The 13,423-nt window shown below is 64.0% G+C and carries 11 protein-coding genes; 9 read left to right on the top strand and 2 right to left on the bottom strand.

What is annotated here, in order from left to right; all coding sequences use genetic code 11:
* Nucleotides 1-3: 3 nt before the first annotated feature.
* Entirely contained in the window at nucleotides 4-441 is a 438-nt protein-coding gene (locus C8271_RS10510) for a DUF3054 domain-containing protein (protein ID WP_106507241.1), read from the bottom strand.
* 165 nt (nucleotides 442-606) lie between these two features.
* Here C8271_RS10510 and C8271_RS10505 point away from each other — a divergent pair, with 165 nt between their 5' ends.
* The 5 genes from C8271_RS10505 (at nucleotide 607) to C8271_RS10485 (ending at nucleotide 6,540) form a co-directional block, all read left to right on the top strand.
* The gene (locus C8271_RS10505; protein ID WP_245921100.1) at nucleotides 607-1,644 is read left to right on the top strand and encodes a DMT family transporter; all 1,038 of its coding nucleotides are present in this window, start codon (nucleotides 607-609) and stop codon (nucleotides 1,642-1,644) included.
* An 84-nt stretch (nucleotides 1,645-1,728) separates the two neighbouring features.
* Nucleotides 1,729-3,027 (top strand): ABC transporter substrate-binding protein, encoded by a 1,299-nt coding sequence (locus C8271_RS10500; protein ID WP_106507240.1) that lies wholly within the window; start codon nucleotides 1,729-1,731, stop codon nucleotides 3,025-3,027.
* A complete protein-coding gene (locus tag C8271_RS10495; protein WP_106507239.1) occupies nucleotides 3,024-3,929 on the top strand; it encodes a carbohydrate ABC transporter permease in 906 nt (301 codons plus the stop codon). Before C8271_RS10500 ends, C8271_RS10495 begins: the two co-directional genes overlap by 4 nt.
* Before the next feature lie 5 nt (nucleotides 3,930-3,934).
* On the top strand, nucleotides 3,935-4,819 hold the full coding sequence (locus C8271_RS10490; protein WP_106507238.1) for a carbohydrate ABC transporter permease: 885 nt from the start codon (nucleotides 3,935-3,937) through the stop codon (nucleotides 4,817-4,819).
* The gene (locus C8271_RS10485) at nucleotides 4,819-6,540 is read left to right on the top strand and encodes an MGH1-like glycoside hydrolase domain-containing protein (RefSeq protein ID WP_106507237.1); all 1,722 of its coding nucleotides are present in this window, start codon (nucleotides 4,819-4,821) and stop codon (nucleotides 6,538-6,540) included. The genes C8271_RS10490 and C8271_RS10485 overlap by 1 nt, the downstream gene beginning before the upstream one ends.
* Nucleotides 6,541-6,558: 18 nt before the next feature.
* On the opposite strand, the gene C8271_RS10480 is transcribed toward C8271_RS10485, so the two are convergent.
* The gene (locus C8271_RS10480; RefSeq protein ID WP_106507236.1) at nucleotides 6,559-7,590 is read right to left on the bottom strand and encodes a LacI family DNA-binding transcriptional regulator; all 1,032 of its coding nucleotides are present in this window, start codon (nucleotides 7,588-7,590) and stop codon (nucleotides 6,559-6,561) included.
* Between the two features lie 300 nt (nucleotides 7,591-7,890).
* On the opposite strand from C8271_RS10480, the gene C8271_RS10475 reads away from it, so the two are divergent.
* The 4 genes from C8271_RS10475 (at nucleotide 7,891) to C8271_RS10460 (ending at nucleotide 13,393) form a co-directional block, all read left to right on the top strand.
* On the top strand, nucleotides 7,891-10,950 hold the full coding sequence (locus C8271_RS10475; RefSeq protein ID WP_106507235.1) for a glycoside hydrolase family 2 TIM barrel-domain containing protein: 3,060 nt from the start codon (nucleotides 7,891-7,893) through the stop codon (nucleotides 10,948-10,950).
* Nucleotides 10,951-10,975: 25 nt separating this feature from the next.
* Nucleotides 10,976-11,425, top strand: a complete 450-nt coding sequence (locus tag C8271_RS10470) for a NanQ anomerase/TabA/YiaL family protein (protein WP_106507234.1) — start codon at nucleotides 10,976-10,978, stop codon at nucleotides 11,423-11,425.
* Nucleotides 11,426-11,460: 35 nt separating this feature from the next.
* On the top strand, nucleotides 11,461-12,969 hold the full coding sequence (locus C8271_RS10465) for an amino acid permease (RefSeq protein WP_106507233.1): 1,509 nt from the start codon (nucleotides 11,461-11,463) through the stop codon (nucleotides 12,967-12,969).
* A gap of 76 nt (nucleotides 12,970-13,045) precedes the next feature.
* Nucleotides 13,046-13,393 (top strand): tRNA-binding protein, encoded by a 348-nt coding sequence (locus C8271_RS10460; RefSeq protein WP_106507232.1) that lies wholly within the window; start codon nucleotides 13,046-13,048, stop codon nucleotides 13,391-13,393.
* Nucleotides 13,394-13,423: the final 30 nt, after the last annotated feature.

Raw genomic sequence — 13,423 nt, 5'->3', positions numbered from 1 at the left:
CGATCAGTCGCGGGAGGCCGCCTCAGTGTTCTCCGGCTCGGCAGGCTCCGGTTCGGCACGCGGGGAGAGCGCGGGCGCTGGGCTGTGCTCCTGCCGCGTCAGGTACGACGCCACGGCCCGCCAGCCCAGAAGCAGCACCGCGGTCACCCCGGTCGTCACCAGAATGAAAGCGGTCGCGGTCCCATCGCCGACGAGCGTGCGCAGCGTCATGCCGCCGCTGACAGTGATCGCCCACACGAACACGCCCTGCGGCCAGATCCCGAAGGGATGCCGCCAGGCACGGATCGCTAGGTGGCCCAGCAGCAGACCGGTCAGGAACGGCCATGCCACCCAGGCGAGGTTCACCCCGCTCAGCGGCTCGCCGTGCGAGGCGAGGCCGATGGCAACAAAGATCAGGACGCAGGCGATGTCGCCCAGCAGGGCGGCCACGGGTCGGAACATCCATCCAGCGTACGACTGTTCTCATCGGCACGGCATGAGCTTGCGCTCGCGCCACCATCATGAGTGCACCTGCGAGAGCTCTTGCGAGCCGCACTGAGACCGGTTACATTGCGTGTGAAACCGGTACCAACATGGGGTGTGGACGACGAGGAGGTGGCAGTGGTGGTGGACCGAACCGATCGCCGTGCCGCGACAGCGGGACTTGTCCTCGTCACTGCGATCTGGGGCTCGACGTTCTTTCTGATCAAGGGAGCGGTCGCCAGCCACGACCCCCTCGACTTCCTCTCCGTGCGCTTCCTCATTGCTGCCGTGATCGTTGCGCTCGTCTTCCATCGGCGGCTGCGTCGGCTGGGGCGGCGAGAGTGGCTCATTGGGCTTGGACTCGGCGCGGTCTACGGCATTGCACAGGTGCTGCAGACCTGGGGACTGACCATGACCGACGCCTCCGTCTCCGGATTCATTACGGGCACATACGTGATCATTACCCCGCTGCTGCTCTGGCTCGTCCTGCGCCGGACCTTGGGCGTCGGAGTGTGGGGCGCGGTCGTCCTTGCTCTGGGCGGACTGGCTGTTCTGGGGCTCACCGGCGTCTCCGGTGGATTCGGCGAACTCATCACCTTCCTCGGTGCAGCCGTCTATGCGGTCCATATCGTGCTGCTGGAGAAGCCGTCGAAGCAGATCGATGCCCTGGCTCTGACCGCAGTGCAGATGGTCGGCATCGCTGCCGTGTGCACCGTGATGGCACTGCCGGACGGAATCACTGCTCCGTCCGGAGACGGTGTCTGGTTCGCCGTGCTGTACACCGCGGTCATGGCTGGTGTGATCACCATGGCGCTGCAGACATGGGCGCAGGCACGGATCTCGCCGACCCGCGTCGCTCTGCTGATGACTCTCGAGCCCGTGTTCGCCTCGGCTTTTGCCATCGCACTGGGAGGCGAATCCCTGACCTGGCGTCTGATGCTGGGTGGCTCGCTGATCCTCGGCGCGATGGCGCTCGGTATCCTTTCCGACCGCGACAGCGCCGCCCCCATGTCCGAACAGCCGCAGACGGCTCCGGCACTCAGCCGCGACGCCAGCGCGAAGCCCCACTACAGCGCCGAGCCAGAGCTGCACGAACCTCCCCTGAAGATAACCGCACCGAGGACCATCACAGCCTCTGGTCCTGCGGGCCACCCCTCATTGGACCGGTCGACCGGTTCGTGACCTCTCCGGGACCGAGTACAGCCTGTTCTCGTCCTGCGGCCCTCGGGCCAGCTCCCTATCAACGAAGATTCACAGGAGAACATCATGACCACTTCCATCTCGCGTCGTGGATTCGGATCGCTCGCAGTGGTGAGCGCCGCCGTGCTCGGACTCGCCGCGTGCAGCGGCTCCTCGGGAGGCGGAAAGAAAGGGTCGGTCACGTGGTCGACCTGGGGCAGCCCGGAGGATCTGAAGAGCTTCGACAAGTTCCAGGAAGCGTTCAAGACGAAGCATCCGGATATCGAGCTCAACTTCCAGCCGACTCCTTCCTACGACGAGTACCACTCCAAGCTGCTCACCCAGCTGTCATCCGGCACTGCCCCGGATGTCTTCTACCTCGGGGATGACCGCATCGCCTCGGTCATCCCCAACGGCGTGCTACTCCCTCTGGACGACCGGCTGGGGCAGAACGGCGCCGTCTCGAAGGAAGACTTCGCCGCCGACCTGCTTTCCGTCGCGACCCTGGACGACGCCCTCTACGGGATTCCCAATGACGTGAACCCGGACACGCTGTGGTACGACAAGGAAGCACTGCAAGCCGCTGGCATCACGGAGGACCCCGCCGACCTTGCTGCTGCCGGGCAGTGGACGACAGAGACCTTCTTCGAGATGACGAGCAAGCTGAAGGCGGCCGGCCTCACCGGGGCTGTCTTCTACAACTACTGGGCCACGCATGACAGCTGGATGACCTCCCAGGGCGGAACCGTCTATGACGAGGACGGGGCCTACGTCGCCCATGAGGATGAGACATCGATCCGTGCCATGGAGGAGTTCGCAACGAGGTTCCAGAACGAGGAGTTCCTCATTGCGGATCTGCTCCCCGAGGGATCCGGTGCTGACACGATGCTGGTCACGCACAAGCTCGGGTTCTTCGCGGCCGGGCGCTACACCATCGGCGCGATCCGGGGCGGAGGGGTGGATGAGGACCTGTACGACATCGTTCCGTGGCCGACGCCCGATGGCTCGGCTGCCTCGACCGGAGTCGCTGCCTCCTACCTCGTCATCAACAAGAAGGTCGCAGACCCCGAGGCGGCGTTCACCTTCTTCACCGAGTTCCTGTCGGTCGACGGGCAGAAGCTGCGTCTCGAAGACAGTGGCAATGCCGTGCCATCGATCCAGGGAGCAGACAGCCTCGTCACCGACGGCGGATACCCCAAGCATGCACAGACGATGCTGGACATGCGCGATGCTGGGTACTCGAATTTCCCAACGGAAGCCGCGGTTCCTGATCTGTCGAACTCGATCGCCGTGGACCACATGCTCCCGCTGTACCAGGGCAAGTCGGATGCTCGAACGACGCTCTCCCAGGTCGCTGAGCTCGTGGCGGAGAAGGCAGAGAAATGACCTCGATGGCTCCGCCGCGCCGGAAAGGATGGAAGGAGCGTGACAAGCGGTGGGGATGGTTTTTCATCGCACCGCAGGGCATCGGTCTTCTGCTCTTCACGCTCATCCCCTTCATCGGTTCCTTCGTGCTCGGCTTCACCGAGTGGAACGGCTTCGGGATGCCGCGATGGGCGGGTCTTACGAACTTCATCGATCAGTTCACGGACCCGCTGCTGGGCAGGGCGATCATCAATACCCTCCTCATCGCGGCGATCACGGTTCCCATCGGTCTTGCGCTGGCGATCATTGTGTCTGTCTTGCTCAATGGGATCCGTGGCCGCGCAATCTACCTGGTGATGTTCTTTGCTCCCGTGGTGACCAGCATGGTCGCCGTGGCGATGCTCTGGCAGCAGCTGCTTCGCCGCGACGGGTGGATCTCCACCGCGATCGCCGCAGTCTTCGGCACGAACCCGCCCGATTGGCTGGGAGATCCGCGCCTGGCACTGGCTGCTGTGTGCATGGTGACGATCTGGGCGTCCCTGGGACTCAATGTGGTGATCTTCCTAGCGGGGCTGCAGAACATCCCTGCCGCTGTCCTGGAGGCGGCGCAGATCGACGGGGCCGGACCGATCAGACGGATGCTGTCGATCATCCTGCCGATGCTCTCTCCGATCATCTTCTTCCAGTCCGTGATCGCCTTCATCAGCTCGCTGCAGACCTTCGACCTGGTCTTTGTGCTCGTGAAGAACGCAGGTCCGGACAATGCGACCAGAACAATCGTTTATCACATCTATGACCTCGGATTCGCGAAGGCAGAATTCGGCGTCTCATCCGCGGCGTCCGTGATCCTGCTGGCCATCACCTTGGTGATCACGGCCGCCCAGTTCGCGCTCCAGAAGCGCTTCGTGCACTACGAGGTGTGATCCCGATGACGACACAGAGTTCACCCATCACGATCAACAGTGCTGCGTTGCGCGGCCGTTCACGATCCAGAGCCCGGCGCGTCCTCCTGCATGTCGTGCTCCTGCTGGGCGGACTGACGATGACCGCTCCGTTTCTCTGGATGGTTCTCACCAGCTTCAAGTCCCTGCCACAGCTGCTCCAGGAGCCGCTGAGCCTGTGGCCCACCCCCTGGGCGTGGGAAAACTGGCCGGATGCCTGGTCTGCACTGCCGTTCGGAAGGGCCTACGCTAACAGCATCTACATCGCAGTTCTCAGCGTCGGCGGCACCCTCATCACCTCATCCATGGCCGGCTATGCCTTCGCTCGGATCCAGTTCCGGGGCGCGAAAGTGCTGTTCTGGCTGTTCCTCGCGATGCAGATGGTGCCGAAACAAGTCACCTTGGTGCCGTTCTACTTCCTCATGGCCAAGATCGGATGGGTCGACTCGCACCTCGCGCTGATCATCCCGGCCATGATGGTGAATCCGTTCGGAGTCTTCCTGGCTCGGCAGTTCATCATGTCCGTGCCTCTCGAACTGGAGGAAGCCGCCATTGTGGACGGCGCATCACGTCTGCGCATCTACTGGCAGATCATTCTGCCGGCGATCCGCCCGGGCCTCGGCGCGCTGGCGATCATCGCCGTACTGGATTCGTGGAACAACTTCCTCATGCAGCTCGTGCTGCTGAACTCGACCGAACTGTTCACGGTTCCCCTGTTGCTCTCGCAGTTCCAAGGGCAGTACGGCGGCATGAACTACGGCATCGTCATGGCGGCTACCGCACTGTCGACGATCCCGATGCTCGCCGCATTTGTTGTAGGACAGAAGCAGATCATGAACTCGCTGGCGACCTCCGGACTGGGAGGCCGCTGATGAACGGAGCATCGCTTCTTCCCGCGGGGCTCATCGACCTCGATGAGGTCCCGTACACGGTGAGGCGTTCACGGCTGCTCGTGCGCAGGAGCCCACAGGAATCTGGCCTGCTGCAGGTACTGCGCGCCACCTACGAGCGGGATCTTGACGAGAGCATCCTGGTGGATCAGCTGGAGGTCCTCGATGAGCGCGGGGACCGGGTCCAGGTGGGCTCCGCGGATCCCGTTGCCATCTGGTGCGGCCCGGTGGCCGTGGCCGTGACCGCTCAGGACACGGTCCACATCGGTCCGCTGCCCGCGGGGTGGAGCGTGAGATTCCTGCTGCAGGAGCCTGACGCCGAACACGAGCTCGGGCTGCCGACTGGGCAGCGTCGGCTCTGGACCCACAAGATGACAGTCAGCGACGAGGCCCAGGGCGTCATCCGGCTGGTCGCGCGGAGCGAAGCAGCGGAACTGATGATCCGCTGCGCTGGACCGGCACCGCATCGGCGGATCGACGAGGTCCTCTCCGCGACCTCAGCTGAGGCATCACGATGGATGGCGCGGTGCCCTGCGGTCCTTCCACAGCGTGAGCGGATGGCACGTCTTTGCTGGTGGGTCCTCGGGGTGAACACCCTCGCGCTCGGAGGTGCGCTGGACGACCTCGCCGTCGTCCCGAGCAAGCGCGGCTACGTGGGTCTGTGGCAGTGGGACGCCTACTTCATCGCGATCGGGCTCAGACACGGCGATCTCGACCTCGCACGAGGGCAGCTCCAGCTGGCGCTGTCGCGGCCGAGCGAGTATGGGCAACTGCCCGATGTCCTTCACGAACAGGGCATCCTCGCCTCGAGCGACGACCTGCCCGAGACTGATCTGGAGAACCTGCGGGCCATGAGCTCGCCCACGCTCGCGCATCAGCGCATCCCCCTGACGAAGCCTCCATTGACCGCCCTCGCGGTCGACCTGGTTGATCGGGCAGCAGGGAACACCGCGCTCGCCGAGGAGCTCACCGATGTCATCGCCGCCTCACAGTCATGGTGGTTCGAGCGGTCCTGGTCCGATCTGGTGGACGGCCCGGCCTACCTTCACCCCTACTCCTCAGGGCTCGACGACTCCCCGGTCTTCGACCGTTCCGCGATCGTTGGCTCCCCAGACCTGTGGGCGTACCTGATCCTTCAGGATCGGATCCTCGAGACCTGGGCACGCCGACAGGGCCGTCGGGACGAGGCCGAGCACCACCGCAGCCGAAGCCAGCAGATGCTGGGGCGCCTGCTGGAGACGTGGCATGCGCAGGAGGGGCGCTTCCACGCCGTCGGAGAACATGGCCTGATCAGGGAGGATACGGTGCTGGGGCTTATGCCGCTGCTGTGCGATGGGGTCGATCCCGAGATTACGCAGGGGCTCATCGCTTCACTCGAGGACCCGGACAGATTCGCTGCCGCCGTCCCCGTACCGACCGTCGCGCTCGCCGACCCTGATTTCGAGGAACTGCGCATGTGGCGCGGCCCGGTGTGGGTGAACACCAACTGGCTCTTGATCCAGGGACTGCTGATACAAGGCGAGGTGAGCCGAGCCAAGGCGCTGCGCCGACGCACCCTAGACATGGTGATCTCTGGCGGCGGGCCGCATGAGTACTTCTCCTGCGTCGACGCGGCGCGTCCGCCCCGCGCGACCACCTGTTTCGGGTGGTCGGCGGCCTTGTTCATCGACCTCGCTGTGGCCGAGGCCGCCGACGAGACGTGACCGCGAAGGACTCCGGACTCACACGCTCTGCCGCTGGATCAGGGTCATGTCCAAGACCCGGTGCTCCGGTGCATTACCACTGATCAGCGCCAGGGCGAGCTCCACTGCGGTGCGGCCTTCCAGCTGCATCGGCTGGGCGACCGTGGTGAGAGGAACGGCGGCCTCAGCGGCGAACGGATGGTCATCGAAACCGACCAGCGAGACGTCTGCAGGGACCTGGAGTCCGCGCCGTGCGAGCGCTTGGAGCGCGCCCACGGCCTGACGGTCCGATGCGCACAGGATGCAGTCGACATCGCTGACCTGGTCCAGCAGGTCGTCGGCTGCAGTTGCTCCGGCGAAGAAATCCCATCCGGTGAAACGGTGACGCGGAGTGTCTGTCAGCTCTGGGAACACCTCGGCGTATCCGCTCAGGCGGTCGCGCGAGGCAGGGTTGTCCTCAGGACCGAGGATCGCAACCGGGTGCTTCCTCCCGGCATCACGCAGGAGCTGAGCGGCCAGGCGTGCTCCGATGACGTCATCGGCATACACGGTCGCAAACTCTGCTGGCCACGGCGTTTTCCCTGGCTGGCCGCACAGAACAGCCGGCACGCCGGAGTTCAGGAGCGCCTCGAGCAGCCCGAAGTCCACGTAGGGCGTGACATGGATCGCTGCGTCCAGGAAGCTGCGGTCGATGAGATGCCGGACTTTCGCCTGTTGAGCGGGTCCGTTGACCTGGATGAGCAGGGGGACATAGGGCGTGGCGTCGAGCTCTTTCCAGATCCCCTGGAGGATCGCGGTGAACGTCGGATCACTCCACAGGTCTTCGAACGGCTCCGAGACGATGACACCGATGCACTCCGAACGTCCGCGGGCAAGGGAGCGTGCCTGCCAGGACGTCGCGAATCCCAGATCGCGGATTGTTCGTTCGACGCGCTCTCGGGTCGACGCAGAGACGAGGTCCGATCCATTGAGCACCCGCGAGACCGTCGCTTTCGACACGCCTGCGGCCCGGGCGACGTCGGCGATGGTCCGACGATCACCCAGAGCGGAAGAGTGCGATGGGGACGTCACTGTCTGGGCCTCCTGAACGCGTGGGCAACTGACTCGTCAACGTACATGGTGTTTGTGAATTAGCTCGGCATCCCTGCCTGAGCGGTCACTGCTAGCAGATGACCCGGGACCTTGGTCGCGCACGATCGTAACCGGCGTGTAGGATCTAACTGAAACCGGTTCCAATCGGGGGTGTTGCATCCGTTCTGCTGAGTTTCTGTCCGAGCCGCCACATCGATCGCCCGGGTCCGTCTCACCGGGTCTGGGGGCACACGAGACGAGAACCGGCGTTCATCCGCCGAGTAACGAAGGAGTCCTCACATGACTGCTCCCATCCATCCCTGGGAGGACCACACCTGCACTGGTGAAGGCCGTCTCCAAGGACGTGCCTACGGTTTTGGATTCGCCGACGAGAGCGCGGCTCTCGCGGGCGACCGCGAGAGGTCGCTCGGATTCCACTTGCTCAGCGGCCCCTGGACCATGCGGCTCGTGGATGACCCGCGACGCGTCCTGCCGGAGGATCACCAGCACCATGATGAGACATCGCCAACGGTGAACCTGCCGCACCTCTGGCAGCTCGACGGCTACGGCCCGCTGGCGTACACGGATGAGGGGTATCCGTTCCCGATCGATCCACCTCATGCACCAACGCTGAATCCCACGGCGATCTACCAGCGTACAGTCGACCTCGACAAGATCCCGGCCGGGTACCGTATGGTGCTTGCGCTTGATGGAGCCGAATCCTTCGCGCAGGTCCACATCAACGGTTCGCTCGTCGGATGGAGCAAAGGATCCCGGCTCCGTGCCGAGTATGACGTCACGGACGTCGTGCAGGTGGGGACCAATCTGATCTCGATCATGGTGACGCAGTACAGCGACGCCACGTACATCGAGGACCAGGACATGTGGTGGGCCTCCGGAATCTTCCGTGACCTCTACCTGTTCCATCGCCCCGAGGCGGGCATCAGGGACTGGTTCCACCAGATCCGCTGGACGGACGAGCTGGCGCGCGTCCACGTTGATATCGAATCCGACGCTGCCTGCATCGACTTGTCACTTCGGGATCCCGCCGGCCAGGAGATCGCCGCAGCCGCCCTGCAGACGACCCGTGGCTATGCCGCCGGCGAACTGGAGGTCATGAACCCCGTCGCCTGGACGCCGGAGAGTCCTGTGCTGCACACGCTGGTCATGACTGCCCGAGACGCTCAGGGGAACATCATCGAAGTGAGGGCTCCGCGGATCGGACTGCGCGAGATCACCGTCGAAGACGGCACGCTGCGCTTGAACGGCCGGTACTTCATGATGCACGGCGTGAACCGGCACGATCACGACGACGTGCATGGCCGAGCCGTCCGCATGGATCGTGTGCGGCGCGACCTGGAGATGATGAAGGCGCACAACATCAACGCTGTGCGCACCGCGCACTACCCGAACGATCCGCGATTTTACGAGATGACCGACGAGCTGGGTCTCTTCGTCGTCGCGGAGACCGACCTGGAGTCACACGGATTCTTCACCACGCAGAAGGGCATCGGAGCCCTGACCGATGATCCCCAGTGGGAGACGGCGTACGTCGATCGCATCGACCGCCATGTCCGGGCCCAACGTAACCACGCGAGCATCATCATGTGGTCGCTGGGCAATGAATCCGGGTATGGCTGCAACATCCCGGCCATGTACCGCCGCGCCAAGGAACTCGACCCCACGCGGCCAGTGCACTACGAAGAGGACCGTGATGCCGAGGTCGTCGACATCATCTCGACGATGTACTCGCGCGTCTCCCAGATGAACGATTTCGGGGAACATCCCGTCAACAAACCGCGCATCAACTGCGAGTACGGCCATGCGATGGGCAACGGACCAGGCGGACTGGCTGAATATCAGCAGGTGTTCGAAGCCCACGAGCACATCCAGGGCCACTTCGTGTGGGAATGGTGCGACCACGGCATCAAGCAGACTGGGGCAGACGGACGCGAGCGCTGGGCCTACGGAGGCGATTTCGGCGACGAGCCCAACAATGGGAACTTCTGCATGGACGGGCTGGTCTTCCCCTGGCAGGAGCCGAGCTCCGGACTCATCCAGTACGCCCACGTGATCAGCCCGGTTCGCATCCAGGGCGACCTCTCGGCCGCCACGATCCGATCCGCACTCTGGTTCGCGGACACCTCCTGCTTCGACCTTGAGTTCGCGGTGCTCACGAACGGCCGCACCCAGACGCGCGAGGTGATCGCAGCCCCCGTGCTCGCACCGCAGGAGAGTACGGACCTGGCATTTCCCGAGACGATCCGCACGGCGATCGCGAACGCCCCGACACCTGAGACCAGCCTCGTGATCCGTGTTCTGCGCCGGGACGAGACCCCGTTCAGCAGCGCTGGACATCACGTCGGTCTCTTCCAGCTTTTCGCTCCCGGCACGGTCGTGGATCCCTGGCTCATCACGGATCTGCCACCGGTCTCCACGCCCGTATCGGGCGCTGCACCTCAGATCGAGAGGTCACGCGATTGCGTGACCATCAGCGCTGGCGACTCTGTCTTCCACCTCGACGCGGTCACCGGAGCGCTCACGAGCTGGAGCGTCGCAGGACGCGAGCTTCTGCGCGGCGGCCCGGTTCCGCACCTCTGGCACCCGCTGATCGACAACCATCAGCAGGAGTTCGATGCCCTGTGGAACCCGCACCTGTTGCATCTCACACAGCTCGCTGAACGATCGGTGAGCATCGAACAGACTCCTGACGCAGTGATCGCGCGCCTTCACAGACGGCTTGCGCCCCCGACCCTCGAGATGGGCTTGGTTCTCGAGGAGACCTGGACGTTCCACTCCGATGGATCGCTCACCATCGACACCACTGGAACGCCCGAAGGACCGTATCGAGACATCATCCCCGTGCAGGGGATGGAGATGACCCTCGACCCGACACTGGAGCACGTCACCTACCTGGGGCTCGGGCCGGGCGAGAACTACCACGATTCCCGAGCAGCCACGATCCTCGCCGAGTTCACAGACTCGGTCTTGGGCATGGAGACGCCATACGCGGTTCCGCAGGACTACGGCAAGCGCGAGAACGTGCGGTGGTTCGCCCTGCAGGATCCGGACGGATTCGGGGTGCGCATCGAAGCGATCGATCAGCCGCTCACCATGAGCGCCTGGCCCTACACCGCCCGCCAGATCGACGACGCCACGCATCGCGATGAACTGCCGCGCGAGCGGGACGCCATCACGGTCAACATCGATCATCGGGTGCTCGGACTGGGATCCAACTCCTGGGGGAGTGAAGTGCTGGACACGCACCGAGTCCGGTTCGAGCCGTACCAGTACGCCGTCCGCCTAGTTCCGCTGCAGGCCGGAGAGCCCGCATCCCCGCACGCCGTAGCTGATTCGTGAATCGCCCGAGCTGTCAGGAGACCCCATGCACCACCACACCGATATCGAGGACTTCGCCTCCCGTCGGCCCAGAGGCACCAGCTGGAAGCGCTGCGAGCAGGCACTGCGCTGCCTGCCCCGGATCCCGCTGGATGTCTGTCGCTCTCTGGGGGACAGCCTCACCTACGTCCGCACGGCCACCCCGTTCCCCTCGCCGAGCCACTTCACCGGGCATCGCCGCTATCGCTCCGTGATCCTCGCTCTGGAGGAGACCGTCATCCTCGAGGTCGCCCAGAAGCGTGATCTCGAGCCTCGAGACGACTACTCGGACCTCACCGACCGCGAGACGTTTCGTGGAGACGGCACCCCAATCCGGCTCGAGCCGGGCAACGTGCTCGTTCTCGACATCGACGAAGCCATTCGCGGCGCGTCCACGCTACCCGTCCTGGGCCTGGTACGGCTGACCGTCGAAGCCGCAACATTCCACAACAAGTGAGTCGTTCAGACTCTTCCCGTCATCAGGAGACAACCATGTCCACACAGGACCTCTCCGGCGAAGCGTCGACGGCCTCGCCCGGAATCAACCGCGCGAAGATCGGAACCTACGCGCTCCTTGCGATGACGATCGCCGCGGTATTCAACTTCCGCAACGTCGTCAACAACAACGTGGCGATCGGTCTCGCCTCGGTCCCCTCATTCTTCTTCGCCACCCTGCTGTACTTCGTGCCGTTCACGCTGATCATCGCGGAGTTCGTCGGCGTTGCGAAGAACTCCGAGTCTGGCGTCTACCAGTGGATCAAGGCATCCATGGGTGGACGGTGGGCCTTCCTCGGCGCGTTCTGCTACTGGTTCGTGAACCTGTTCTACTTCGCCTCGCTGCTGCCGCTGGTCCTGGTCTACGCCTCGTACGCCTTCTTCGGGTACGAGTACACGCTGTCCCAGACCACGATCACCGTGCTGTCGCTGATCATCTTCGCCCTGGCCACATGGGTGTCTACGCAAGGCGCAGGCTGGATCGGATCGATCACCTCGATCGGGTCCACGCTCATGCTCGCCATGGCGGTCGCCTTCATCCTGCTGACGACAGGCGCCCTGATCGGGGGACTCGAGCCGGCTACAGCCATCACCATGGACGCGATGACCCCGAACTTCGCCACCTTTACCACGGCATGGGCCTTCTTCGGAACGCTCGCCTGGATCATTCAGGGCGTCGGCGGTGCAGAGTCTGTCGGCGTCTACATCAACGACCTCAAGGGCGGCGTGAAGTCCTTCGTCCGGACCATCGTGGTCGCCGGGATCGGAATCGGGCTTCTTTACTCGGCCTCGTCGATCCTCATGACCGTCTTCATTCCGCAAGGTGAGCTCACCTACTCCTCGGGCGTCTTCCAGACCATGGGCGGGCTCGGAGCCCACTTCGGTCTAGCTGAAGCCATCGTGAACAGGCTCGTCGGTGTTGTCATGCTGGCTGCCACGCTCGGCTCTTTGCTTATGTGGACCGCGGCGCCCGTGAAGGTCTTCTTTTCCGAGATCCCGAAGGAGATCATCGGTGGAAAGCTCGTGGAGCTCAACACGAACGGCATTCCGTGGCGTGCCGCATGGGTGCAGTACGCGATCGTGGTCCCGATTCTCGTCATCCCGGCCCTCGGCTCCGGCGATATCAACTCCCTGCTGCAGATCGTCATCAACATGACGGCGGCAACCGCCCTGCTCCCACCACTGTTCATTTACCTGGCCTACTTCGTCCTGCGTCGGAAGTACGACCATGTCCAGCGAGACTTCCGGGTCGGCTCCAGGACCTTCGGCCTCATCATGAGCGCATTCATGCTCGTGGTCTTTGCCTTCGTCTTCGTCACAGGAACGCTGCCGTTCGGCCAGGAGATCTGGATGACGCTGGTGTACAACATCGGTGGTGTCGTCATCTTCATGGGGCTCGCGATCGGGTGGTACAACCGCTATATCCGCCACTTGCGGGCACGTGACCCGGAGGCCGCTGAGCAGGAGCTGAGGCCTGCCCTCGAGACTCGTAGCACCGCAGACTGAACACCGTCGTGCTCCCTCCAGGTGACGGCCCGCACGCCACGATCCGCCACCGAGACATGACCTGCAGGAGAACTCCATGACATCCACCGGCACGATCAGCTACCAGGATTTCGCTGCTCTCGACATCCGAGTCGGGCGGATCGCTGAGGTCACTGTCCACCCTGATGCTGACCGCCTCTACGTCGTCCAGGTCGATCTGGGGCCCGAACTGGGCCGACGCCAGACAGTCACCTCCTTGGTGCCGCACTACAGCGCAGAAGAGCTTCAGGACCGACCCGTTGTCGTCTTGGTCAACCTTGCGCCAGCGCGCATGCGCGGCCAGCGTAGTGAATGCATGCTGCTGTGCGCCGAGACCGATGACGAGTCCACCTCGATCCTGTTGGCACCGGCGGGGGAGATCGCCCCTGGCACGAAGGTGGTGTGACCCCGGCCGGACGATCGCGCGGGCCCTCGG

The sequence above is a fragment of the Brachybacterium timonense genome (assembly GCF_900258505.1).
In the GTDB taxonomy this organism is placed as follows: Bacteria; Actinomycetota; Actinomycetes; order Actinomycetales; family Dermabacteraceae; genus Brachybacterium; species Brachybacterium timonense.
The sequence above is the reverse complement of the archived record's forward strand: the minus strand, read 5'-3'. Positions and strand labels throughout refer to the sequence as shown.